This is a genomic window from Paenibacillus sp. CB74, from assembly GCF_055687625.1.
Map to the genome: position 1 here is coordinate 6,496,100 of NZ_CM146009.1, position 23,881 is coordinate 6,519,980.

A 23,881-nucleotide genomic window follows, 5' to 3' on the forward strand; every position below is an offset into this window, starting at 1 on the left:
GACTACCAGGAGGTTAGACGATGCTGCGATTAGGAGAGAAGGTTGTCATCGTCGCGGATGCGTTTGAGCAGAATCTTCCTGTGGGGGAATATGGTTTCATCATCGCTTATGACCGGAATCCGGACAATGCGTTCGATTACGTGCTTCGAGTGCCGCAGGTGAATCGGAACTTTTTTGTTCCATCCGGCGACGTCGATCTGGAAGAGGTTCTGCTGAAGCAGGAAGCTGAGCGGGTCGAGCGAGAAGCGTTGATAGATTACGCCCTTGCGACACACAATGAGAAGCTGTTTCATCATTTGATGAACGGAGATTTTCAAGCTGTGGAAGAGGAAGAGGAAACCGCGAACGATGTTATGTCTCAGGCGGATTTTATAAAGCAGGTTAATCTGCGTGCATGGATTTAGAATTTTGAGGAGTCGGCTGATGCCGGCTCTTTTTTATTTTATAAGTTCGTTTTTAGCTTCCATGAAGACTGTCAGGTCATTTGCATTGAATTGTCGAACTATCTCACCTATAATGAAAAAAGTTATCTTGAGACTTTAGCCCGTTAAACGAGCGATTCGTTTCAGGTCGTTTCGGGAATCAGAACGAATGAAGGAGGCATCCGCTAATGAGTATTTCGAATAATGACGTTCAGCATGTGGCCAAGCTGGCCCGACTCAACTTGACTGCTGAAGAAGAACAGACCCTGACAGGTCAGCTGAACGCGATTTTAAAATATGCAGAAAAGCTGAATGAGCTGGATACGGAAGACATCGAACCCACCACTCACGTTCTGCACGTAAGCAATGTCATGCGTGAAGATGAGACCAAAGAAAGCCTGTCGATTGAACAGGTGATGCGCAATGCACCGGAAGAAGAAGACGGGCAGTTTAAAGTGCCTGCTGTAATGGAATAACGGACAACCGGAAGGAGGACAAACACTGTGAGTTTATTTGAACAATCGTTGCCTGAGTTACATAACAAGCTGCATGCCAAAGAGCTGTCGGTCAGCGATCTGGTGGATCAGGCATATCAGAATATTGGTGCGCATGACGATAAGGTTAAGGCGTATTTGGCACTGGATGAAGAACAAGCACGCGCTCGTGCACGTCAACTGGATGACCGTCTGGTTAGCGGTGAGGAGAAGGGGTTGCTTTTCGGCCTGCCTGTAGGAATTAAGGATAACATCGTGACGAACGGACTGCGTACGACGTGCGGCAGCCAATTTCTACGTAATTTCGACCCGGTGTATGATGCAACAGTTGTCGAAAAATTGAAAGCTGCGGACACCGTGACTATTGGTAAACTCAACATGGACGAATTCGCCATGGGTGGCTCCAATGAGAACTCAAGTTTCTCCCCTGTACGTAATCCATGGGCACTTGATCGTGTTCCAGGAGGCTCCAGCGGTGGTTCTGCAGCAGCTGTGGCTGCGGGAGAAGCATACTTCACGCTCGGATCAGACACAGGCGGCTCCATCAGACAACCTGCTTCGTATTGTGGTGTTGTTGGATTGAAGCCGACATACGGACTTGTTTCCCGCTTTGGTTTGGTTGCATTTGCCTCATCCTTGGATCAGATCGGACCTTTGACGAAAAATGTTGAAGATTCTGCTTATGTATTGCAAGCTATTGCTGGTTATGACGCCAAAGATTCGACATCTGCAAAAGTAGAGATCCCGGATTATTTGAGCGGACTGACAGGTGATGTTAAAGGACTTCGTATTGCTGTTCCGAAGGAATACATCGGTGAAGGCGTCGATCCACAAGTGAAAGAGACCGTTCTGGCTGCATTGAAAGTTCTCGAAGGGCTTGGGGCAACATGGGAAGAAGTATCCCTTCCGCATACCGAATATGCGGTCGCTACGTATTACCTGCTCGCATCTTCAGAGGCTTCTTCGAACCTGGCTCGATTTGATGGCGTGCGTTATGGCGTGCGTGCAGACAATCCGGATAACCTGCTGGATCTGTATCATCAGTCCCGCAGTCAAGGCTTTGGTCCCGAAGTGAAACGACGTATTATGCTTGGAACGTATGCACTCAGCTCGGGTTACTATGATGCCTATTATCTGAAAGCACAGAAAGTACGTACATTGATCAAGCAGGATTTCGACAATGTATTTGCCAAATATGATGTGATTATCGGACCAACGGCGCCAACTACGGCGTTCAAACTCGGTTCACAGGTGGATGATCCGCTTACGATGTATCTGAACGATATTTTGACGATTCCGGTCAATCTGGCTGGTGTACCTGCCGTGAGTATTCCATGTGGATTCTCGGATGGATTGCCTGTCGGCCTGCAAATTATCGGTAAAGCCTTTGATGAAACAACCGTATTGCGTGTAGCGCATGCGTTTGAACAAAATACAGAATTCCACAAGCAGCGTCCGCAGCTGTAGACTGCCCGGAACGGAGGAATATAGAAATGTCCGCATCTAAATATGAAACGGTCGTTGGACTTGAAGTCCACGTGGAGTTGCATACGAACTCCAAAATTTTCTGTGGCTGCTCCACAGCATTTGGAGCTCCGCCGAACACCCATACCTGCCCGGTCTGTCTCGGACATCCAGGCGTACTGCCTGTACTGAATCGTCAGGCGGTAGACTACGCCATGAAGGCAGCGATGGCTCTTAATTGTACGATTGCTGATGTCAGCAAGTTTGACCGTAAAAACTACTTTTACCCTGACTCACCAAAAGCCTATCAAATCTCTCAATTTGATCAGCCGATCGGTGAGAACGGCTGGATTGATATCGAAGTGAACGGCGAGACGAAACGAATCGGCATCACGCGTCTTCACTTGGAGGAAGATGCAGGGAAGCTTACACATGTCGATGGCGGATACGCGTCATTGGTAGACTTCAACCGTGTTGGTACTCCACTGGTGGAGATTGTATCCGAACCTGAGATTTCTTCTCCGGAAGAAGCACGTGCATATCTTGAAAAATTGCGCGCAATCATGCAGTACTGTGATGTATCGGACGTGAAGATGGAAGAAGGTTCACTGCGTTGTGACGCCAACATCAGTTTGCGCCCACATGGACAGGAGAAGCTGGGAACAAGAGCCGAGCTGAAAAACATGAACTCCTTCCGTGGTGTTCAACGAGGTCTCGAATATGAACAATATCGTCAGGCTGAAATTCTGGACGATGGCGGTGAAGTGGTTCAGGAGACGCGTCGTTGGGACGAAGCTCAAGGAAAAACACTGTCGATGCGTGGTAAGGAACAGGCGCATGACTACCGTTATTTCCCGGACCCGGATCTCGTGAAGCTGCATATCGATGCAGCCTGGAAAGAGCGCATCAAGGCTACCATACCTGAGCTTCCAGACGAACGTAAGGCTCGTTACACGGCTGATTACGGGTTGCCTAGCTATGATGCAGAGGTTATTACTTCATCCAAGGCTATCGCTGATCTTTTCGAAGATAGCTTGAAATTCACTCAGGATGCCAAATCCGTATCCAACTGGATTATGGGCGACTTGCTGGGTTACCTGAATACGAGCAATCTTGAGGTGACTCAGGTTCCACTGACAGGTCAAGGTTTGGGCGAGATGATCGGACTGCTGGAGAAGGGCACCATTAACAGCAAAATCGCCAAAACCGTATTCAAGGAAATGCTGGAGAGCGGTAAGCTTCCACAGCAGATCGTTGAAGAGAAAGGTCTTGTGCAGATTAGTGATGAAGGCGCCATTCTTGCCATCGTTGAGCAGGTTGTAGCGAATAACCCTCAATCCGTAGAAGACTATAAAGCCGGTAAACAAAAAGCCATTGGCTTCCTTGTTGGTCAGGTTATGAAAGAAAGTAAAGGCAAGGCGAATCCTGCTTTAGCCAACCAACTGCTTGCAGATGTACTGAACCGCTAATCCTTCCGGTGAGGCCGGACAGAAAGAGGCTCGTCCCTGTGACAGCCTCTTTTTGGTATTGATAGATACAAATGTATTTCGGACGGGGGATCGGATATGAACATTCAACCATTGTCATTGAGTGATGTGGAGATGTTGGGGCAGTTATGGAGACTACAACATGTGGCCTATCGATTGGAAGCCGAAATCATCGGATTTCAAGAGATTCCTCCTTTGATGGATACGATGGAGACACTTCGGGATTGTGGAGAGAGCTTTTACGGCTGTATCCATGATGACGGAGAGCTTATCGGGGCTGTCGCTGTAGCGGAAGAAGAGGAGAATACACTGACCATTACACGTATGATGGTGCACCCGGATCACTTTCGCAAGGGAATCGCAGCATCTTTGATGACGTACGTGTTGGAACAGCATGCGGATCTTCCGCGTTATATCGTCTCCACAGGAACGCTGAATCAACCCGCTGTCAATCTGTACACCAGATTTGGTTTTCATCCCGTGGAAGTCACACAGATTGCACCTGGAGTGGAATTAACGACTTTTCACAAGAATAAACTTTAATAATATGAACAACTTGAGGAGGAATACCGACTTTGGGCGATCCCTGGTTCATTGATGAGTGGCACATTTTATTACGATTATTGCTGGCTATGCTGCTTGGAGGGCTCGTAGGCCTGGAGCGGGAACGGTCCAATCATGCGGCCGGTTTGCGTACCCATATTCTGGTATGTCTTGGTTCTGCATTAATTATGATGTTGTCTGTTTATGGTTTTAAAGATTTTGCTAATGAATTAAATGTAAGGATCGATCCAGCACGTCTGGCCACTGCTGTAATTACGGGTGTTGGATTCCTGGGAGCAGGAACAATTCTCTTCACTGGTAAATCCATTACCGGACTGACGACAGCTGCTTCAATCTGGGTTGTTGCAGCCATTGGGCTTGCAGCAGGTGCGGGATTCTTTTTTGCCTCCATCGTATCAACGGTCCTGGTATTGCTTAATCTATGGGTCTTCAATAAGTTAGAGTTGAGGTATTTACGAGGGAACAAACTGCATGTGGTTACACTTCATACTTTGTCAGAACCCGGTTTTCTAGAGCAACTGTCCTCATGCATGGAACAGGAGAAGATCAAAATTCGTAAAATCACCGTGAATGAACAAGACCTGGCATATGCCGAGATGGTGTCAGTTGAACGTAAAATTGAGATTGTGTTACATGTTCAGGTACCACATGATTTCAAAACGGTAGGATTGGTATCCAAGTTAAGACAGTGGGAACACGTTACCAAGGTATCGGTCGAATAAATGAATTACAACCCTCCCCAGGCCAGTAGTGCCGGAGGGTTTTTGGTCATATCCATATTTCTTCCAGTTACTCTCCTTGCTCTTTAGGGTACTATCTAACCAAATGCATGAAGAGCGGAAGGTCAGTTCAGAAGAGAGGAGTATGTTATGAAACGGAGACGTCAATCAAACAGAAAGAACAGCACGGGTCAGAGCAAACCGATCAGGAATCGGACTCACAAGTTTATTGCGGGATTACTGAGTGCCATTATACCTGGCTTGGGTCATATTTATCTGAGATTGTACATGAGAGGTTTGACCTTTATGCTGCTTGTTTTGCTTGATTTGTCAGCAGTGCTTTACTTCTCATCCATTGGTATACAGATCAATGTGCCACTGCTTATCCTGCTGGCTTTGTGTATCCCGGTTATTTACTTTTACAATGTATATGATGTACTGCAATCTGCGGATTGGGTCATGATGCGCAGACGTAGAGCCGTAACCCAGGCAACCGCGGACAAGCCATTATCCAACGAACGTTCTATACGAGATGCAATGATGGTCTGGGAGAGAGGAATATCGTTTGGATTACTTTTAATTGTGGGAGGATCATTGATGGTGCTGTTTTTCCGCAAACCGCGCTGGTTCCAAGAGATCCTTGCCATGTACGGCGGATATTCGTTTGCGGTTCTCATGATCGCAGGAGGTTTGCTTCTGTTTGGGCGTGAGTTCTGGGTCATGTTGAACAAGAAAAAATTGTAGTCGAAGCGATACAAGGAGGGAACGTGATGAACCGTAAAGTCCGGGTTGGCCGCTATACGGCTGCCGCCTTAATCGTAGCGGTCGGTGTGCTGTTGATTATGGATAAACGGTGGGGAACTGACTATGTATATGAGATGGTGGACTGGTGGCCATTTTTGCTCGTTGTTCTAGGTGTTGAATATATTGTGCTGTTCCTCTGGACGCGCAGAAGGAAAAAAGTGCAATCGGATAAGCCGAGCAATCCTGATGAACAAGTCAAAGTACGTTTCAGACCCGATGCCAAAGGCATTCTAGCCTCACTGATTTTGGCGGCTTCCGTATTTATCGTCACCGAGCAGGATCACTACATGCACTTATGGAATAGAGTAAGTCTAAATCTCGGAGCGGCATCCATGGACTACAGTCAAGCGGCAGGATATATGGAGGATAAGGGCACGATTCGTGTACCTGTTCGCATGGATACGTCAGATCTTGTAGTCGAAGGTGTCAACGGAGATATCTCGGTGCAACGGGGTGATACGGAGGAGATTGAGGTACGAACGGTTGTCTGGGTAGATCAGACGACGGAAGTACAGGCAAAGGCGGTTGCAGCAGCCTCTTTTGTAGAGACCGATGGTACAAAAGTCATTCATATCAAGGCTACAGGCAAGACGTATGGAGATAATGAAAAAACGCAGCCGCGTATGAATCTTACTATCACAATCCCAGATGATCGTCGTTTTAATCTGGATATTCGAACTTCCAATGGAGCCATATTATTAAACCGTCCGGAAGCGATTAGTACTATACTGGCCGAAACGGGTAACGGACGTATCCGGATTACCAATGCTGTTGGAGATATCTCAGGGAAAACCTTGAACGGAGATGTCATTGTAGCCAACGCCATTGGTAATGTAGATCTGGACAGTAACCGTGGAGACATGAAGGCTCGAGGGGTATCCGGTGATGTCGATCTAACCACACAAGTGGGAAGTATCAGTATTGCAGACTCCGTAGGCGAATTCACCGCAGAGACACGTAACGGTAATATTACGCTGGATGGAGCCAATCTGGGTATCAAAGCTCAATCGCTTAATGGCAGTATTAACATTGTATCTTCCAAAGTCGGGGGAGACTGGGATGTGTACAGTGCTGTGGGAGCCATTAACGTATTACTTCCTGATCGCGGAGACTACAGTCTTGCGGGTTCCAGCAGTTATGGAGATCTAAGTACCGATCTGCCTTTCAAAGTACAGAACAAAACCATAGAAGGGCAGCTGGGCGAAGGTGAGTATAGGGTGAAAATCGAAGGAAATAGCGATCTTACCATTCAGCGGAACCTGGCTGTATCTACGCCTGAAACAGTCCCACCTGATTCTGAAGATACGGCTGAAAATCTGGAACAGACTACCGAGGACGGACTAAATTCCCAGGATGATTCTACAGAGGTTCCTTGACTGCCGCGTTGACAATAAACTTGTAATCGCCGTACAATAAATATACACTGGCAAGATTACACGGCATGAAAGATGGATTGTCGTTCTTCATGGCCGGGAATCAACTCTGTGCGAGGAGACAGTTAATGACTCTTCACCAGAGAATGAAAGGTAAGGCGGTGGGTTTTATGGCAACACGTGTCCAACATGCGTTGGAGCATCTGAAAACGACCGGTGTCCGTATTACACCCCAGCGTCATGCCATATTGAACTATCTGATGGAATCCATGGGGCATCCGACAGCCGATGAAATTTACCGAGCCCTTGAACCCCAATTTCCCAGTATGAGCGTGGCAACGGTATATAACAATTTGAAGATGTTTCTGGAAGCTGGCATGGTCCGGGAATTGACATACGGAGATAATTCAAGCCGCTTCGATGCCAATGTGACGGATCATTATCATGTTATCTGTGATCAATGCGGCAAGATTGAAGACTTTAGCTATCCTTCACTGAAAAGTGTAGAGCTTCAGGCGGAGTCTAGTACAGGATTTGAAGTACACGGCCACCGATTGGAAGTGTATGGCGTTTGCAAAAGTTGCAGGGATTAAGAGAGTTGAATTACAATATTAACGTGCAGAATTCAGTATGGATTCTTCACGTTTTTTTTTTAGCATTTATGCAAAACATTCATTTTTAAAACAACTTATGCGCACATCCTTATGATTCAGCATAATTAACGGAGGTAGACGTTTGGGTAGAAAAAGCAGATATACACGTCAGAAGCGACGTTCATTTTGGCCCGGTTTTCTCGGGGCTTGTCTGATCGCTGGAGGGGCTTACTGGCTTATAACAAATGTATGGTTGAACCAGATCCATGAAGACCCCGATTGGGTAGGGAGAAGCCAGCCTATTTTTGTAGATGGGCAACTGATGGATGGAGACGCCTTGGATACAGGAGATCAACTCAAGTTGCCTGTAAAGGTGCTGCAAGAAGCAGTTGATGCGGGCATACGTTACGAACCAGATTCAGGCGATATCATTATTGCCTCCCCTCAGCGAGTTCTTCATATGAAAGAGGACAGCACACAAGCAGAACTTAATCACAAAGATTATCCTATGACGGTAAAACCTGAGGTGAAGGATGGAGAAGCATACATTCCGCTCAAACCATTGAAGGAAGTGTACGGCATCGCCATACAGGAAGATTCGGTAACAGGTGCTGTACTGCTGATGCGCGGAGGAGACACGATACAATATGCAGAGATTGATACGCTGTCATCCAAAGCAGATAAGACGGTGCCGTTATATAAACGTGGGGGAGAATCCTCACCAATCATTGCCGATATGGAAAAGGATGCAAGGGTACGTGTATGGCAGACAGGTGATGAACAGAGTTTTGTCCAACTCGATAATGGATATGCCGGATATGTAGATAATGATCATATTGCACTCACGGAGAAAAAGAGGGTGGACACGCCCAAGTATACGCTGACTGCAGCAGAGAAGAAGTGGCAGAATAAACCGGTAAATCTGGTTTGGGAAGCCGTGTACAACCGTCAGCCTGATGTGGGCTCTATCGGTAAAATGCCTGGTGTGAATGTGGTCAGCCCCACATGGTTTCACATTACGGATGGACAGGGCACGGTGAAAAGCAAGGGAAACCAAGCTTATGTGAACTGGGCTCACCGTTCGGGTATGGAAGTATGGGGACTTATGGATAACAGCTTTGACCCGGACGTTACCAAAGAAGCTGTCGCTTCTTACGAGACACGTACTCATATTATTGAGCAGATGTTGGAGTATGCACAGACGTATCAATTGGATGGGATCAATATCGACTTTGAGAACGTGTATACCGATGACGGGCCGAATATTACGCAGTTTGTGCGCGAGATCAAGGCGATGGCACGCATACATGGATTGATGTTATCGATCGATGTAACACCAAAATCGAACAGTGAAATGTGGTCCGCCTTTCTGGATCGCCGTGCATTAGGTTCTTTTGCAGACTATGTCATTGTGATGGCTTATGATGAACATTGGGCGGCCAGTCCCAAGGCTGGGTCGGTAGCGTCTCTCCCATGGACTGAGGCTTCCATGAGACGCATACTTGAGGAGGATGAAGTGCCTTCTAGCAAATTGATCATGGCGGTTCCGCTCTATACAAGAATCTGGACGGAAGAGAAGAATGATCAAGGGGAGGTTAAAGTGTCTTCCAAAGCGGTAGGCATGAATACCATCGTGGAATTGATCCAAGAAAAGAAACTCAAACCCGAACTGGATCAGGCAAGTGGACAAAACTATGTGGAATATGAGGAAGAAGGAGCTACCAAGAAAATATGGATCGAAGATGCCGTGTCCCTTCAGGCGCGCGTGGATTTGATCGCTTCCTTGAAGCTGGGCGGAGTAGCGGCATGGAATCGGAGTTTTGCTAACGCCTCTGCATGGGAGGTATTGAAGCAGGCCGGTTACCAGAAATAATAGGCTCATGCTCGGTGTTCGACGAATGGCTTCTCTTGTTGTTCTCTGCCAAGCCAGAAGTCGCTCCCGCTTGATACCATCTTACATGTAATCTAGCATTTTATAGCTATAAGGAATCATAACTTAATTTCATATCTTAGCTATTGATAACAGCAACAAGGACTTACTGATAAGCCAAGTCCAAAAAGGTCCGGTAGACATACCGGGCCTTTTTTGTTCTTCAATGAAATTAGGGCAAAGACATTTAGCGGTTGGAGATCATTTCGTGCTAACCATCAGTGGGGGGAACTGTTGTGGAAGGCGCTTTCAGTTGTTGACTGGTCATATTGGCCTTATTAGGATCCAGGGTGAGGATGGTATGACAGAACATACATCGATCCGTTTTGCCCAGCATTTTGGTTAACTTCCCGCATTCCGGACAGTCGATTTGTACTGCGCTGGTGGAGAGCATACCCGCCCAGAAATAAATGGCTAGACTGGCCATCATGGCGATTAATCCGATGACAAGTCCTACAGCTGCGAATACCTTGCCAGCATGTCCCCAGAAAACAATTCCGGCTGTTCCCAGTATCATTAGGCCCATCCCTAGCATGGTCAGTAGTAATCCCCAAGTGCGAAAAGCATTAATTTTTGCTGATTTAAAAATCATGAAAAATGCTCCTATCGTATGAGTAGTATCGGATCTGGAAAAGAAGGAAACTTTATTCTGGATGTAGAATTACATTATAACTGACTTGGCGCTTATCTGCCATGAAATGTATGGAGGGAATCGTGGAATTAAAGAACCTTGCTTTTTTGTCCGAACAGTCGGAAGAGACAGGGGCAGTTGGGGCTATCGCTTATTCCCACCCGGGAGAGCGATTCCACGGCTCCCTAATTCAAGATTTCGAATTATTGGTACTTGTTGTTCATAATGATGATCAATTAAAATCGGCGGTGGGACATTACAGATATGGTGATCTTCGTTATCAAATGATCTATGCAAGCCGTCATGAATTAAAGAGTAGTATAGTTACCGGGAATCACAATAATCTTACCGAGTGTCTGATCGAAGGTGAGATTATATGGGAAGAGGACAGCGCCTTAAGCGACTTGCGACAAGAACTGTCTGCCTTTGGTACAGAATTACGTGAGCAGAAGCTCCTGCATGAATTCACCAGTTTCTTGAGGATGTATGTGGAGGCGAAACGTCATATCCAGGAAGGTCATGTTGTAGATGCCTACTACAATGTATTAGAAGCTCTGGGCAACTGGGCAAGAATTGTATTGATTGAACAGGGGATATACCCGGATCATGCCGTCTGGACACATGTGCAGAATCTGGATCGTGCTTTGTGGAAACTATACCAAGAGCTTACGGTAAGCTCGGAGACACTGGAGCAGAGAGTAGAGCTTGTACTGCTTGCCTGTGAGTTTTCGGTAATGTCCAAAATGAGTGAATGCTCAGAGCTGCTGCTACGTGTGTTAAGAAGTCGCAAGGAGCCTTGGAGCATCAATGAACTTGTTCATCATCCGCAGTTAAGATTCGTTCGAGAAGATCTACCTCTGGTTATACGCAAGTTGGTCTTTCGTTCTATAGTAAAAGAATCGCCAGGGTGGCCATCTATCGAAGGAGAGGGTCGGGAAATTCGGTATTGGATTGAAACATAACCTTCTTCAAAAGTATGGCAATAATTGATCGCATAAGGAAGGGGAAACCTTCCTTTTTTGTTTGTTTAATAATTTATAAAAAAATGTTGACTCTGATTCACGATATATGATACATTATATTTCGTTCCTCAAACGAGATTATCGCCAACAAACGATAAATTCTTCAGAGGAAAAGTGAAGAACTAACGCATCAAAAAAAGAAATTAAAAAAAGTTCTTGACGAAAACAAACGAAATGTGATACATTATTTAAGTCGCCGCCGAAACTTGGTTGAGACGAAAAAGAAGTGAAACAAATCGTGTTTGATCTTTGAAAACTGAACAACGAGTGAGTAAACATTCTGCTTGCAGAATGAACGCGAAAGTTGGAGACGAGCCTTGGCTTGGATCGACTGGAGCACAATTGAGATTTTTAATCTCGTCAGATTCAAAATGAGCTTATCGCTCTTTTCAATACTTTATTGGAGAGTTTGATCCTGGCTCAGGACGAACGCTGGCGGCATGCCTAATACATGCAAGTCGAGCGGAGTTGATAGAAAGCTTGCTTTCTTGATACTTAGCGGCGGACGGGTGAGTAACACGTAGGCAACCTGCCCTCAAGTTTGGGACAACTACCGGAAACGGTAGCTAATACCGAATAGTTGTTTTCTTCGCCTGAAGGAAACTGGAAAGACGGAGCAATCTGTCACTTGGGGATGGGCCTGCGGCGCATTAGCTAGTTGGTGGGGTAACGGCTCACCAAGGCGACGATGCGTAGCCGACCTGAGAGGGTGATCGGCCACACTGGGACTGAGACACGGCCCAGACTCCTACGGGAGGCAGCAGTAGGGAATCTTCCGCAATGGGCGAAAGCCTGACGGAGCAATGCCGCGTGAGTGATGAAGGTTTTCGGATCGTAAAGCTCTGTTGCCAGGGAAGAACGCTTGGGAGAGTAACTGCTCTCAAGGTGACGGTACCTGAGAAGAAAGCCCCGGCTAACTACGTGCCAGCAGCCGCGGTAATACGTAGGGGGCAAGCGTTGTCCGGAATTATTGGGCGTAAAGCGCGCGCAGGCGGTCATTTAAGTCTGGTGTTTAATCCCGGGGCTCAACCCCGGATCGCACTGGAAACTGGGTGACTTGAGTGCAGAAGAGGAGAGTGGAATTCCACGTGTAGCGGTGAAATGCGTAGATATGTGGAGGAACACCAGTGGCGAAGGCGACTCTCTGGGCTGTAACTGACGCTGAGGCGCGAAAGCGTGGGGAGCAAACAGGATTAGATACCCTGGTAGTCCACGCCGTAAACGATGAGTGCTAGGTGTTAGGGGTTTCGATACCCTTGGTGCCGAAGTTAACACATTAAGCACTCCGCCTGGGGAGTACGGTCGCAAGACTGAAACTCAAAGGAATTGACGGGGACCCGCACAAGCAGTGGAGTATGTGGTTTAATTCGAAGCAACGCGAAGAACCTTACCAGGTCTTGACATCCCTCTGATCGATGCAGAGATGTATCTTTCCTTCGGGACAGAGGAGACAGGTGGTGCATGGTTGTCGTCAGCTCGTGTCGTGAGATGTTGGGTTAAGTCCCGCAACGAGCGCAACCCTTGATCTTAGTTGCCAGCATTTCGGATGGGCACTCTAAGGTGACTGCCGGTGACAAACCGGAGGAAGGTGGGGATGACGTCAAATCATCATGCCCCTTATGACCTGGGCTACACACGTACTACAATGGCCGGTACAACGGGCTGTGAAGCCGCGAGGTGGAACGAATCCTAAAAAGCCGGTCTCAGTTCGGATTGCAGGCTGCAACTCGCCTGCATGAAGTCGGAATTGCTAGTAATCGCGGATCAGCATGCCGCGGTGAATACGTTCCCGGGTCTTGTACACACCGCCCGTCACACCACGAGAGTTTATAACACCCGAAGTCGGTGGGGTAACCGCAAGGAGCCAGCCGCCGAAGGTGGGATAGATGATTGGGGTGAAGTCGTAACAAGGTAGCCGTATCGGAAGGTGCGGCTGGATCACCTCCTTTCTATGGAGAATCGTTTCCTGTAACGGAAACATTCAAATATGCAGCTCAGCTGCAAACTACTCACTCGTTGCTCAGTTTTGAGAGCTCAAACTCTCAAACAGCTTGCTTTTGCATGGAGATTGTTCTTTGAAAACTAGATATCGAAACGAAAGTAAATGCGAATTAGAACATTCCTTTTTAGCTGAACTTGTGCATAACAAGTTTCAATAAAAACGGTAGATTGCACGTACGATGGTATCGAATGGGAGCGACTTTTGGCTTTGCGCAAGCAAAACAAGGGAAGCGAGCAGTCGAAACCGGAGCACGAGGTTAAGCTACTAAGAGCACACGGAGGATGCCTAGGCGCTAGGAGCCGATGAAGGACGTGGCGAACAACGAAACTGCCTCGGGGAGCTGTAAGCAAGCTTTGATCCGGGGGTGTCCGAATGGGGAAACCCAGCTGGGGTAATTTCCAGTTACTCATAACTGAATACATAGGTTGTGTAGAGGCATACCAGGGGAACTGAAACATCTAAGTACCCTGAGGAAGAGAAAACAATAGTGATTCCGTCAGTAGCGGCGAGCGAACGCGGAGAAGCCCAAACCAGAGAGCTTGCTCTTTGGGGTTGTGGGACGTCTCACATGGAGTTACAAAGGAACCGGTTAAGCGAAGAGGTCTGGAAAGGCCCGCCAAAGAAGGTAAAAGCCCTGTAATTGAAAGTCTGTTCCCTCCGAGACGGATCCCGAGTAGTGCGGGGCACGTGAAACCCCGTATGAATCCGGCAGGACCATCTGCCAAGGCTAAATACTTCCTAGCGACCGATAGTGAAGCAGTACCGTGAGGGAAAGGTGAAAAGCACCCCGGAAGGGGAGTGAAATAGAACCTGAAACCGTGTGCTTACAAAAAGTCAGAGCCCGTTTTAGGGGTGATGGCGTGCCTTTTGTAGAATGAACCGGCGAGTTACGTTCCCGTGCAAGGTTAAGGTGAAGAGCCGGAGCCGCAGCGAAAGCGAGTCTGAATAGGGCGACATAGTACGTGGACGTAGACCCGAAACCGGGTGATCTACCCCTGTCCAGGGTGAAGGTGCGGTAACACGCACTGGAGGCCCGAACCCACGCACGTTGAAAAGTGCGGGGATGAGGTGGGGGTAGCGGAGAAATTCCAATCGAACTCGGAGATAGCTGGTTCTCCCCGAAATAGCTTTAGGGCTAGCCTCGGAAAACAGAGTCGTGGAGGTAGAGCACTGATTGGGTGCGGGGCCCGCAAGGGTTACCAAGCTCAGTCAAACTCCGAATGCCATAGACTTACTTCCGGGAGTCAGACAGTGAGTGCTAAGATCCATTGTCAAAAGGGAAACAGCCCAGACCATCAGCTAAGGTCCCCAAGTGTGTGTTAAGTGGGAAAGGATGTGGAGTTGCACAGACAACCAGGATGTTGGCTTAGAAGCAGCCACCATTGAAAGAGTGCGTAATAGCTCACTGGTCGAGTGACTCTGCGCCGAAAATGTAACGGGGCTAAACACACCACCGAAGCTATGGCTTGATGCTTTGCATCAGGGGTAGGGGAGCGTTGTATAAGGGTTGAAGGTGTACCGTAAGGAGCGCTGGACATTATACAAGTGAGAATGCCGGTATGAGTAACGAAAAGATCAGTGAGAATCTGATCCGCCGAAAGCCTAAGGGTTCCTGAGGAAGGCTCGTCCGCTCAGGGTAAGTCGGGACCTAAGGCGAGGCCGAAAGGCGTAGTCGAAGGACAACAGGTCGAAATTCCTGTACCACCGTAAGCCGTTATGAGCAATGGGGGGACGCAGTAGGGTAGTGACGCGGACTGATGGATGTCCGTCTAAGCAGTAAGGCTGATGTGTAGGCAAATCCGCACATCATTAAGGCTGAGCTGTGATGGGGAGCGAAAATTGTAGTAGCGAAGGTCATGATCTCACACTGCCAAGAAAAGCCTCTAGCCAGGTGAAGGTGCCCGTACCGCAAACCGACACAGGTAGGCGAGAAGAGTATTCTAAGGCGCGCGGAAGAACTCTCGTTAAGGAACTCGGCAAAATGACCCCGTAACTTCGGGAGAAGGGGTGCCCCGGTAGTGTGAATAGCACGAGGGGGCCGCAGTGAAAAGGCCCAAGCGACTGTTTAGCAAAAACACAGGTCTGTGCGAAGCCGTAAGGCGAAGTATACGGGCTGACGCCTGCCCGGTGCTGGAAGGTTAAGGGGAGTGGTTAGGAGCAATCCGAAGCTGTGAACCGAAGCCCCAGTAAACGGCGGCCGTAACTATAACGGTCCTAAGGTAGCGAAATTCCTTGTCAGGTAAATTCTGACCCGCACGAATGGCGTAACGACTTGGGCGCTGTCTCAACGAGAGATCCGGTGAAATTTTAATACCTGTGAAGATGCAGGTTACCCGCGACAAGACGGAAAGACCCCATGGAGCTTTACTGCAGCTTGATATTGAATTTGGGTACGATCTGTACAGGATAGGTGGGAGCCTTTGAAGCGTGAGCGCCAGCTTGCGTGGAGGCAACGTTGGGATACCACCCTGATCGTATCTAGGTTCTAACCTGGTACCGTAATCCGGTGCGGGGACAGTGTCAGGTGGGCAGTTTGACTGGGGCGGTCGCCTCCTAAAGAGTAACGGAGGCGCCCAAAGGTTCCCTCAGAATGGTTGGAAATCATTCGAAGAGTGCAAAGGCATAAGGGAGCTTGACTGCGAGACCTACAAGTCGAGCAGGGACGAAAGTCGGGCTTAGTGATCCGGTGGTACCGCATGGAAGGGCCATCGCTCAACGGATAAAAGCTACCCTGGGGATAACAGGCTTATCTCCCCCAAGAGTCCACATCGACGGGGAGGTTTGGCACCTCGATGTCGGCTCATCGCATCCTGGGGCTGAAGTAGGTCCCAAGGGTTGGGCTGTTCGCCCATTAAAGCGGTACGCGAGCTGGGTTCAGAACGTCGTGAGACAGTTCGGTCCCTATCTGTCGTGGGCGTAGGAAATTTGAGAGGAGCTGTCCTTAGTACGAGAGGACCGGGATGGACGTACCGCTGGTGTACCAGTTGTTCCGCCAGGAGCACCGCTGGGTAGCTATGTACGGACGGGATAAACGCTGAAAGCATCTAAGCGTGAAGCCCCCCTCAAGATGAGATTTCCCAGTATGTAAGACCCCTTGAAGACGACGAGGTAGATAGGCTGGGGGTGGAAGTGCAGCAATGCATGGAGCTGACCAGTACTAATCGGTCGAGGGCTTATCCAAATATGCAAGTTGTAGTTCGCATGTTTCGTTTCGAATCTAGTTTTCAGAGAACGATCTCTGAAGCATATTCCCTGATAGCTCAGTTGGTAGAGCACTCGACTGTTAATCGAGTTGTCACAGGTTCGAGCCCTGTTCGGGGAGCCATATGGAGAGGTGTCCGAGTTGGCCGAAGGAGCACGATTGGAAATCGTGTAGGCGTCACAAGCGTCTCGAGGGTTCGAATCCCTCTCTCTCCGCCATAATAACAAGGCCCGTTGGTCAAGGGGTTAAGACACCTCCCTTTCACGGAGGTAACAGGGGTTCGAATCCCCTACGGGTCATATTAACTTCAAAAAAAGAAGTTGATTTTTACAACAAGATTATGATATGATCATAAATGTGTTGTTCGGAGGCTTAGCTCAGCTGGGAGAGCATCTGCCTTACAAGCAGAGGGTCGGGGGTTCGATCCCCTCAGCCTCCACCATAAGATTTTTAATAACGACGCGGGGTGGAGCAGCCCGGTAGCTCGTCGGGCTCATAACCCGAAGGCCGCAGGTTCAAATCCTGCCCCCGCAATTAACTTTCCTTGTGAAAGTACTATGGAACCGTGGTGTAGTTGGCCTAACATGCCTGCCTGTCACGCAGGAGATCGCGGGTTCGAATCCCGTCGGTTCCGCCATTTAATCTTTACATGAGGCAAACTGTTCACTACATCTGCTGTATGGCACTGATGCCCTATATAAAGTGTAAGGAATTAAGATTAGACTTTATTATGGCTCGGTAGCTCAGTCGGTAGAGCAGAGGACTGAAAATCCTCGTGTCGGCGGTTCGATTCCGTCCCGAGCCACCATTTTCAAAACAATTTAATATGCCGGTGTAGCTCAACTGGTAGAGCAACTGACTTGTAATCAGTAGGTTGGGGGTTCAAGTCCTCTCGCCGGCACCATGTAATCCTGGAGGATTAGCGAAGTGGCCAAACGCATCAGACTGTAAATCTGCTCCCGTACGGGTTCGGTGGTTCGAATCCATCATCCTCCACCAGTTTTTAGGGGCATAGTTTAAAGGTAGAACAACGGTCTCCAAAACCGTTGGTGTGGGTTCAATTCCTGCTGCCCCTGCCAATTAACTTTTAAGAAATTTAACCTTTTGTGGCGATCGTGGCGAAGTGGTTAACGCACCGGTTTGTGGATCCGGCATTCGGGGGTTCAATTCCCCTCGATCGCCCCTTTGTTTTTTTATTTTTTATTGGGGATTAGCCAAGCGGTAAGGCAACGGACTTTGACTCCGTCATGCATAGGTTCAAATCCTATATCCCCAGCCATTATGCGGACGTGGCTCAGCGGTAGAGCATCGCCTTGCCAAGGCGAGGGTCGCGGGTTCGATTCCCGTCGTCCGCTCCAAAATATGGCGCCATAGCCAAGTGGTAAGGCACAGCTCTGCAAAAGCTTTATCCCCAGTTCGAATCTGGGTGGCGCCTCCAGTATATGCCGGCGTGGCGGAATGGCAGACGCGCTCGACTCAAAATCGAGTGGGAAACCGTGGAGGTTCGAGTCCTCTCGCCGGTATATTGAATAGCCCTACATGTTGCTTATGCAATGTGTAGGGCTATTTTGTTTTATACAGATTTTTGTACAGTAAAGAATATTGGACTTTAATAAACATTGACGTATGATTATATTCAGTATATTGTAGATAAGTAAAGTCTTTAATTTAGAGGGAGTGAAGCAAAGTGAATAATGAAAAAAATGTATCGGATACCGATCTGTTATTTAATCTTTCTGTATGGGAAGAGGCATGGAAAAATCGTCCGAGAAGTCCAAAATATAAAAAGAAAAGCGCCCCATTTAATACAGAAGAAGCATTTGAACGATGGGCTAGGGATTATCATGTACAGTCGTACTCTGAAGAAGGGAAGCAACGTTCTGAGCGTATTATGAATTGGATTGAGAATCAAGGTGTGGAGTTCGAGGGATTATCCATTTTGGACATTGGAGCTGCTTCGGGCATATTCACCATTCCTTTTGCAGAGAAGGGAGCAATTGTGACTGCAGTTGAACCATCTGAGTTGCTTGTCTCCCTGATGAAAGAGACGATACCTACAGCTCTTGAATCTAATATCGAAATCGTTAAAGAACGGTATGAGGAAATCTCCATTCAGGATAAAGGCTGGGAGAAGAAATATGACTTTGCATTTGCATCCATGTGTCCGGCAATGTCAGATTGGGAAACGATCGAGCAGGCAATCAACTGTGCCCGGAAGTATGTGTATATAAGCACTATGGCTGGACAGAAGGAACACACATTAATAGATGAACTTAAGGATGTACTGGGGGTAACTTCTACATACAAGGCTGGTGATATGGGATATATTCAACAGTTACTGTATTTAAAAGGTTATTCATACACTATGATCATTACGAGAGAAGTTAACTCATTTGAAGTACCAGTGGAAGAGATTATCGACAAGCTGCCAGAATTGCTTAATACGTATGAGTTACCATCGGATGAAGATTCTCTTAGTCTGGCTGAGAAATACATCCAAGATACATACAAGGATCGTACGGTGATCTTCTCACGTGGAGCAAGGTTCGGGAAGATTCTGATCCAACTTGAACAGCCAAACATGAAAACAGTTCATATTAAGGATAAGCGATAAATCGTATAGGCTTGTTATGTGTACAAGGAGAATCAGCAATCGGGAGAAACAACGTGGTCTAACGTCTGAGATGACGCTAGGAAGACTCACGCTGGCACACAAGAAGATGTATATGTGAAACAGATGAAGTTTGAAGGTAATTTATTACAAGAGAGAGCAGGATCGTTGCTCCCTCTTTTTTTTAATTTCATTAAAACTTAAAGTGCATTGATCCAAGTCCTCGATTACTTGAGCCTATAAAGCTTAATCAATGAACTACATATGGGCTAAAGGAATACTTAAATCCAATATCGAGACCACGGTAAAAACTAAGCCTGAAACTCGACACGAGACACGAAACGAAACACGTAGTTTACTTCCTGCTGCATAGTTCTGCATTCTGCTTACGCTCACGATACTGACCGGGGGTAATTCCTTCATATTTACGAAATGACCGAATGAAATTTTGCGGATTGTTGTACCTAAGTCGCGCTGCGATATCTTTAACGGTTAGATCACTTTCGTCCAGCCATTTCTTAGCGATGTTAAATCGGTACTTGGTTAAATATTCACTAAATGAACAGCCTGTCTCTTTACGAAAAACACTACTTAAGTAGTTGGCATTGTAGTGAAGCTTCAAGGCACACTGCTCAAGCGTCAGATCCTTATCATAATCTTGATGAATCATGGCAATCATTTTCTCTGATATATGCTGATATTGGGCAACCTGTCTCGCTTTAAAAACCTGAATGACGGGCAAGATGACTTGATGGTTAAACCATTCCTCAACTTCAGCAGCGTACTGCAAACGATGAAGCTCATGAAACATCGATCCACGGCCTTGTGAGATCTGCCCGAGACGTATGCCGGAATCCTGAGTCATCTGCAAAATATGCGTGAGCAGCCTCGTAAGAGCCACCTGATATTCTTCTGGGGAACACTCCATACCAAAGATCACTTCAAGAAGTTGTTGCAGAAGAGTAGGTGCCTGGACTTCATCCGCACTTTGAATAGCTTGGATCAACAAATATTCCAATGATTCTGGGTAGGTCATGGACCAAGTGGAAGCATAATGATCAATGTTCTCATACTGAAAGATAATACCTGGGCCCAGCTTCATCCGATGCTTCAGTGCCTCCATTGCCTCTAAATAAGCCTGAGGAATGTGGTATAAGGAGTTATGCGGCTGGCTGAAGCCTATGCTAACTTGGAGAGCTAGAATTTTGTTAATTTGTTGTTGTAACTGGTCTGTTAATACATATAGCTGCTGTGAAAAAACAAACTGATCCTCTTCAACGGTGCCAATCACCGTGACTACCGTTTGTTCCATAACAATGGGAAGCAATTGTTGGTCATGCACCACCGTTTCCTCTAATATATTTTGAATAGCGAATAACAGGAGGTCACGATCATTCGCACTATATTTTGTATGATTAACGAGATCGGCCTGTAGTGTGATAACAGCAATTTGTTGCCATTCCCGAAGCTGACGCGTGAAGCCATATTCATGCAGGGTGTCATGAAGAGTATGAACAGAGATTTTACCCTGGAACAGATTCATCATAAGATGAGTGCGAATCTGTAAAAGATGCTTATTGAGTGTGTTCTCCAGTTGGGAGCGAGATGCAGATAATTGTGACACACCTGCTCTAATCTGTTCGAACTCATCAGACAGCTCAGTTGGTTGCTGAGTGAAGGTGCCTCCGTCTTTGGACAGCCTGTTGTCACCAAGTTGGGTTAAGAGCTTCCGAATCGGGACAAGCATTCGTTTGGAACCGAGCCAGGCAAGCAATAATGAAAGTAAAAGCAGAAAGACACTGATATACAAAGTGTGTAATCCAATATCGATATATTCTTGTGTCAGCACGTTCGTAGGTGAGATTAGAACATAAGTCCATCCTTTTAAGGTAGTAGGGCTATACGTCAGGGAATAAGGTGTACCCGCGATCTTAACTTCTCGTTTTTCAAAGCCTGTTGAAAATGGAATGGGTGATAGTTTGGTTATGTTGGCTTCGGTATCCCGATCCTGTAATCCAATGGCTGACAACGGTTGTCCAATGTATACAGGATCGGGGTGAACCAAGATACGATGTTCCCGATTCAAAATGATCAGTCCTGAGGCAGTATTGCCTAAGGAGACTTCTCCAAATGTATTTTGCAAAGAGCATGCAGGAATTCCGGCAATGAGGGCAGCATCGGAAGACGTATTCAGATTCGGAATAGTTCTCGCAAGGGCAATATGATAAATACAGCCTGTACCGGGTGAACGCTCGTCATTACTGAACACCGATGAAGGGGAGAGCTGCCACCCAGAGGTTAGCGTATCCGATATCAATTCCTTCATGGGAAGAGCCAGTGGAAAACCCGTATTACGATATAATCCCGCATGATCAATAAGCCAATTCTGAGATTGGTTCACCAGGCTAATATCCAGCAGAGGTTCCCATGACCTCATATGTTGAAACTCGCTCTGCAGCTTGTCGGCAAGTAAAGGTCCTTCCCCTTGTAGTGAAGAAGAAGTAGACAGGGACCTGAGAGTTACTGGAGAGCGGACGGCCTGATCAAGCATATAACTGACTGTAGCGAGTTTGTGCTCTACGTTGGCTTGCATTTGTTCCAGCAACTGTCTGTTGGCCTGCGTACGATGCAGTTCAGATTGGTTCGATGAATAGATAAATGCAGCAATTCCCGTTAATAAAATGGGCAGGGTGCTTAACAGGATTCCGAAGATAATCATTTTGTGGAGATAGCTGATTGGTCGCACAGTTCCAGTCCCACTCCTGACATAAGTAATAGTAACACTTTCTATTTTAGTAAACGCTTACATATAGAACAATCTAAAATTTGTTTATTTGGATAAAAAAGTAATTTTTTTAAAGGGGCATAGAAACAGTGTTAAGGGATTTCTGGTGGATAATCTTGCAGAAAAGACTATAGGAACGGCTTGGTCCGACTCTTCTAAACGGAATCATAAGAAACGAAATGGCAGTGAGAACGTAAATAGAAACATGGACATCATTCTCTCTACAGGTTCATTTCGGGTAAAAGGTAGCCTGAATACGGAGATATAGAAGGTATCCTGAGTGCTGTTCAGCATGGGCGGAACGTTGGTCTTATATAGGGACAGTCGAAGGTCCAACTAGATCCCCGACCTGAGTCTAGGATGAAAAACCGTCCACGGTCTGTTTTGAAAAGTCTCAAATTCCCCTAGAATAAGGACATAAGGTTAAACAAGAAACACGGAAACAAAAAAACAAGAAACAAACGAACAAATGACTTAACACATTAAAATGAATGAATGGAAAGGGCGGTGAACAACAATTATGAGATTGAATAAGGGAAATGGCTGGGCGATTGTATTGATTGCACTGGGTGCACTACTCCTCTTCGGAAAGTTAACTCCACTTCTTGGACACTTAATGGGTTATCTGATTCCGGTCCTGATGATTGCACTGGGGTACTACGGAGTCAAGCGAGGAAATGTGATGCTCGGATGGATCGTTCTTATCATCGGTATCATCTCACTGATGGGAAAACTGGCATGGTTGATCGGACCGATCATCGCGATCGGGTTAATCATCTTCGGTATCTCAATGCTAAGCAATAACCGCGGTCGTCATCGCCGGTACTAAGCTTTCACGATTATGAAAAGGAGGGACAGAACATAATGAGTGTATTTCGTCGAATGCGGGATATTACCGTAGCCAATCTAAACGAACATTTGGAGCAAAGTCAGGATCCAGTCAAACTGATTGATCAGTTCCTGGTCTCGACCCGCCAAGACATCGGTGAAGCCGAGAAACTTCGTCATCAATATGCAAGTCATACCAGACAAATGAAACAACAAGCCGATCAGGCAGCAGGTATGGTGAACAAACGGGAAGAACAAGCGTCCATGGCTCTAAAAGCAGGAGAAGAGCATCTCGCTAAGCTGGCCTTGCAGGAGAAAATTCTCCACGAGGAAAAAATGGAACAGTACAATGAATTGTATGCACAAAGTTATGCGGCATTACAGGAGCTAGATGAACAGATCGACCAGCTCAAAGTTGAATATCAGAATGTATACAGCAAACGCCAATATTACTACGCTCGTATGCAGACGATTCAGTTACAACAACGTATGAACCAGAGAGGCAATCACAACGGTCAGAATGTACCCCGTATGTTTAACCGACTGGATGACCAAGTCTCTGATCTCGAATATGAAGCACAAAGTCTCCGGGATATCCGGCGAATGGGCCAAGATGGTTCAGGAGTAACTGGCAGCATGTCATCCTCCACACTGGATAAGGAACTGGAGCGCCTAAGACAGAAATTGAACAATGACAGAAAGGAGTAGTCACATGAATAAATTATACCGCTCGGCGCGTAATCGAATGCTAACAGGTTTGATCGGCGGCATTTCTGAAAATCTCGGATTGAGCACCACGCTGCTGCGTATCATTTTCTTCATCAGTATTTTTGCTACGGGAGGTACTTCATTGTTGATCTACTTCATCGCTGCATTGGTGGTACCAAAGGAATCCAACCACGTTGATCCATATGCTTATGATCCCAACGTAAGAGGATACAAGTAAACGA

17 protein-coding genes, 15 tRNA genes and 2 rRNA genes are annotated in these 23,881 nt (G+C 47.0%); 32 read left to right on the forward strand and 2 right to left on the reverse strand.

The window, feature by feature from the left end:
• Nucleotides 1-20 precede the first annotated feature (20 nt).
• The 10 genes from ACX9NY_RS28575 to ACX9NY_RS28620 all read left to right on the forward strand — a co-directional run bounded on the left by ACX9NY_RS28575 (nucleotide 21) and on the right by ACX9NY_RS28620 (nucleotide 9,793).
• Nucleotides 21-404: a hypothetical protein gene (locus tag ACX9NY_RS28575; RefSeq protein WP_024631336.1), complete on the forward strand. Its 384-nt coding sequence runs from the start codon at nucleotides 21-23 to the stop codon at nucleotides 402-404.
• Between the two features lie 206 nt (nucleotides 405-610).
• Nucleotides 611-898, forward strand: coding sequence for an Asp-tRNA(Asn)/Glu-tRNA(Gln) amidotransferase subunit GatC (gene gatC, locus ACX9NY_RS28580; protein WP_036607033.1), 288 nt, complete (start codon nucleotides 611-613; stop codon nucleotides 896-898).
• A 27-nt stretch (nucleotides 899-925) separates the two neighbouring features.
• Nucleotides 926-2,383 carry an Asp-tRNA(Asn)/Glu-tRNA(Gln) amidotransferase subunit GatA gene (gene gatA, locus ACX9NY_RS28585; RefSeq protein WP_091038584.1) on the forward strand — a complete coding sequence of 486 codons (1,458 nt, stop codon included), beginning with the start codon at nucleotides 926-928 and terminating at the stop codon, nucleotides 2,381-2,383.
• Nucleotides 2,384-2,409: 26 nt separating this feature from the next.
• Nucleotides 2,410-3,849, forward strand: coding sequence for an Asp-tRNA(Asn)/Glu-tRNA(Gln) amidotransferase subunit GatB (gene gatB, locus ACX9NY_RS28590; protein ID WP_342571056.1), 1,440 nt, complete (start codon nucleotides 2,410-2,412; stop codon nucleotides 3,847-3,849).
• Between the two features lie 96 nt (nucleotides 3,850-3,945).
• A complete protein-coding gene (locus ACX9NY_RS28595; RefSeq protein ID WP_342571055.1) occupies nucleotides 3,946-4,410 on the forward strand; it encodes a GNAT family N-acetyltransferase in 465 nt (154 codons plus the stop codon).
• 32 nt (nucleotides 4,411-4,442) lie between these two features.
• On the forward strand, nucleotides 4,443-5,153 hold the full coding sequence (locus ACX9NY_RS28600; protein WP_339237672.1) for an MgtC/SapB family protein: 711 nt from the start codon (nucleotides 4,443-4,445) through the stop codon (nucleotides 5,151-5,153).
• A 147-nt stretch (nucleotides 5,154-5,300) separates the two neighbouring features.
• Entirely contained in the window at nucleotides 5,301-5,894 is a 594-nt protein-coding gene (locus ACX9NY_RS28605; protein ID WP_339237670.1) for a hypothetical protein, read from the forward strand.
• Nucleotides 5,895-5,920: 26 nt separating this feature from the next.
• Nucleotides 5,921-7,330 (forward strand): DUF4097 family beta strand repeat-containing protein, encoded by a 1,410-nt coding sequence (locus ACX9NY_RS28610; RefSeq protein ID WP_472476392.1) that lies wholly within the window; start codon nucleotides 5,921-5,923, stop codon nucleotides 7,328-7,330.
• 167 nt (nucleotides 7,331-7,497) lie between these two features.
• Nucleotides 7,498-7,920: a peroxide-responsive transcriptional repressor PerR gene (gene perR, locus ACX9NY_RS28615; RefSeq protein ID WP_026081471.1), complete on the forward strand. Its 423-nt coding sequence runs from the start codon at nucleotides 7,498-7,500 to the stop codon at nucleotides 7,918-7,920.
• 142 nt (nucleotides 7,921-8,062) lie between these two features.
• A complete protein-coding gene (locus ACX9NY_RS28620) occupies nucleotides 8,063-9,793 on the forward strand; it encodes a glycosyl hydrolase family 18 protein (protein ID WP_472476394.1) in 1,731 nt (576 codons plus the stop codon).
• A 268-nt stretch (nucleotides 9,794-10,061) separates the two neighbouring features.
• Here the strand turns inward: ACX9NY_RS28620 and ACX9NY_RS28625 are convergent, their stop codons facing one another.
• Entirely contained in the window at nucleotides 10,062-10,442 is a 381-nt protein-coding gene (locus ACX9NY_RS28625) for a DUF2614 family zinc ribbon-containing protein (protein WP_472476396.1), read from the reverse strand.
• A gap of 122 nt (nucleotides 10,443-10,564) precedes the next feature.
• Between ACX9NY_RS28625 and ACX9NY_RS28630 the strand changes: the two genes are divergently transcribed.
• From ACX9NY_RS28630 to ACX9NY_RS28720, 19 genes are all read left to right on the forward strand, one after another.
• Nucleotides 10,565-11,443: a nucleotidyltransferase-like protein gene (locus ACX9NY_RS28630; RefSeq protein ID WP_339237663.1), complete on the forward strand. Its 879-nt coding sequence runs from the start codon at nucleotides 10,565-10,567 to the stop codon at nucleotides 11,441-11,443.
• A 457-nt stretch (nucleotides 11,444-11,900) separates the two neighbouring features.
• A 16S ribosomal RNA gene (locus ACX9NY_RS28635) occupies nucleotides 11,901-13,452 on the forward strand.
• Nucleotides 13,453-13,759: 307 nt separating this feature from the next.
• A 23S ribosomal RNA gene (locus ACX9NY_RS28640) occupies nucleotides 13,760-16,686 on the forward strand.
• Together the 16S and 23S rRNA genes with 15 tRNA genes alongside form the textbook arrangement of a ribosomal RNA operon.
• A gap of 68 nt (nucleotides 16,687-16,754) precedes the next feature.
• A tRNA-Asn gene (locus tag ACX9NY_RS28645) sits at nucleotides 16,755-16,830 on the forward strand.
• Between the two features lie 3 nt (nucleotides 16,831-16,833).
• A tRNA-Ser gene (locus ACX9NY_RS28650) sits at nucleotides 16,834-16,925 on the forward strand.
• A gap of 9 nt (nucleotides 16,926-16,934) precedes the next feature.
• Nucleotides 16,935-17,006, forward strand: a tRNA-Glu gene (locus ACX9NY_RS28655).
• A 67-nt stretch (nucleotides 17,007-17,073) separates the two neighbouring features.
• Nucleotides 17,074-17,149: transfer RNA gene (locus ACX9NY_RS28660), tRNA-Val, on the forward strand.
• An 18-nt stretch (nucleotides 17,150-17,167) separates the two neighbouring features.
• Nucleotides 17,168-17,241 (forward strand) — tRNA-Met (locus ACX9NY_RS28665).
• A gap of 25 nt (nucleotides 17,242-17,266) precedes the next feature.
• Nucleotides 17,267-17,344: transfer RNA gene (locus tag ACX9NY_RS28670), tRNA-Asp, on the forward strand.
• Nucleotides 17,345-17,439: 95 nt separating this feature from the next.
• A tRNA-Phe gene (locus ACX9NY_RS28675) sits at nucleotides 17,440-17,515 on the forward strand.
• A 20-nt stretch (nucleotides 17,516-17,535) separates the two neighbouring features.
• A tRNA-Thr gene (locus ACX9NY_RS28680) sits at nucleotides 17,536-17,611 on the forward strand.
• A 9-nt stretch (nucleotides 17,612-17,620) separates the two neighbouring features.
• Nucleotides 17,621-17,706 (forward strand) — tRNA-Tyr (locus tag ACX9NY_RS28685).
• 6 nt (nucleotides 17,707-17,712) lie between these two features.
• Nucleotides 17,713-17,786 (forward strand) — tRNA-Trp (locus tag ACX9NY_RS28690).
• 30 nt (nucleotides 17,787-17,816) lie between these two features.
• Nucleotides 17,817-17,889: transfer RNA gene (locus tag ACX9NY_RS28695), tRNA-His, on the forward strand.
• A gap of 22 nt (nucleotides 17,890-17,911) precedes the next feature.
• A tRNA-Gln gene (locus ACX9NY_RS28700) sits at nucleotides 17,912-17,986 on the forward strand.
• Nucleotides 17,987-17,990: 4 nt separating this feature from the next.
• A tRNA-Gly gene (locus ACX9NY_RS28705) sits at nucleotides 17,991-18,065 on the forward strand.
• A gap of 6 nt (nucleotides 18,066-18,071) precedes the next feature.
• Nucleotides 18,072-18,145, forward strand: a tRNA-Cys gene (locus tag ACX9NY_RS28710).
• A 6-nt stretch (nucleotides 18,146-18,151) separates the two neighbouring features.
• Nucleotides 18,152-18,230 (forward strand) — tRNA-Leu (locus tag ACX9NY_RS28715).
• Nucleotides 18,231-18,394: 164 nt separating this feature from the next.
• A complete protein-coding gene (locus ACX9NY_RS28720; RefSeq protein ID WP_472476398.1) occupies nucleotides 18,395-19,321 on the forward strand; it encodes a class I SAM-dependent methyltransferase in 927 nt (308 codons plus the stop codon).
• A gap of 352 nt (nucleotides 19,322-19,673) precedes the next feature.
• Here the strand turns inward: ACX9NY_RS28720 and ACX9NY_RS28725 are convergent, their stop codons facing one another.
• The gene (locus ACX9NY_RS28725; protein ID WP_472476400.1) at nucleotides 19,674-22,064 is read right to left on the reverse strand and encodes a helix-turn-helix domain-containing protein; all 2,391 of its coding nucleotides are present in this window, start codon (nucleotides 22,062-22,064) and stop codon (nucleotides 19,674-19,676) included.
• A gap of 559 nt (nucleotides 22,065-22,623) precedes the next feature.
• Here ACX9NY_RS28725 and ACX9NY_RS28730 point away from each other — a divergent pair.
• From ACX9NY_RS28730 to ACX9NY_RS28740, 3 genes are read left to right on the forward strand one after another with little or no spacing between them, the layout of a single operon-like run.
• Nucleotides 22,624-22,932 carry a LiaF transmembrane domain-containing protein gene (locus ACX9NY_RS28730; protein WP_339237657.1) on the forward strand — a complete coding sequence of 103 codons (309 nt, stop codon included), beginning with the start codon at nucleotides 22,624-22,626 and terminating at the stop codon, nucleotides 22,930-22,932.
• Nucleotides 22,933-22,967: 35 nt separating this feature from the next.
• Nucleotides 22,968-23,639 carry a PspA/IM30 family protein gene (locus tag ACX9NY_RS28735; RefSeq protein WP_062838036.1) on the forward strand — a complete coding sequence of 224 codons (672 nt, stop codon included), beginning with the start codon at nucleotides 22,968-22,970 and terminating at the stop codon, nucleotides 23,637-23,639.
• A gap of 4 nt (nucleotides 23,640-23,643) precedes the next feature.
• The gene (locus ACX9NY_RS28740; RefSeq protein WP_091020938.1) at nucleotides 23,644-23,877 is read left to right on the forward strand and encodes a PspC domain-containing protein; all 234 of its coding nucleotides are present in this window, start codon (nucleotides 23,644-23,646) and stop codon (nucleotides 23,875-23,877) included.
• The last annotated feature ends 4 nt before the right edge of the window (nucleotides 23,878-23,881 follow it).

What these genes read in the sequence shown, in the direction of transcription:
- ACX9NY_RS28575 (WP_024631336.1), top strand. Translation starts at nt 21, where the DNA reads ATGCTGCGATTAGGAGAGAAGGTTGTCATCGTCGCGGATGCGTTTGAG.
- gatC (WP_036607033.1), top strand. Translation starts at nt 611, where the DNA reads ATGAGTATTTCGAATAATGACGTTCAGCATGTGGCCAAGCTGGCCCGA.
- gatB (WP_342571056.1), top strand. Translation starts at nt 2,410, where the DNA reads ATGTCCGCATCTAAATATGAAACGGTCGTTGGACTTGAAGTCCACGTG.
- ACX9NY_RS28595 (WP_342571055.1), top strand. Translation starts at nt 3,946, where the DNA reads ATGAACATTCAACCATTGTCATTGAGTGATGTGGAGATGTTGGGGCAG.
- ACX9NY_RS28605 (WP_339237670.1), top strand. Translation starts at nt 5,301, where the DNA reads ATGAAACGGAGACGTCAATCAAACAGAAAGAACAGCACGGGTCAGAGC.
- ACX9NY_RS28610 (WP_472476392.1), top strand. Translation starts at nt 5,921, where the DNA reads ATGAACCGTAAAGTCCGGGTTGGCCGCTATACGGCTGCCGCCTTAATC.
- perR (WP_026081471.1), top strand. Translation starts at nt 7,498, where the DNA reads ATGGCAACACGTGTCCAACATGCGTTGGAGCATCTGAAAACGACCGGT.
- ACX9NY_RS28625 (WP_472476396.1), bottom strand. Translation starts at nt 10,442, where the DNA reads ATGATTTTTAAATCAGCAAAAATTAATGCTTTTCGCACTTGGGGATTA.
- ACX9NY_RS28730 (WP_339237657.1), top strand. Translation starts at nt 22,624, where the DNA reads ATGAGATTGAATAAGGGAAATGGCTGGGCGATTGTATTGATTGCACTG.
- ACX9NY_RS28735 (WP_062838036.1), top strand. Translation starts at nt 22,968, where the DNA reads ATGAGTGTATTTCGTCGAATGCGGGATATTACCGTAGCCAATCTAAAC.
- ACX9NY_RS28740 (WP_091020938.1), top strand. Translation starts at nt 23,644, where the DNA reads ATGAATAAATTATACCGCTCGGCGCGTAATCGAATGCTAACAGGTTTG.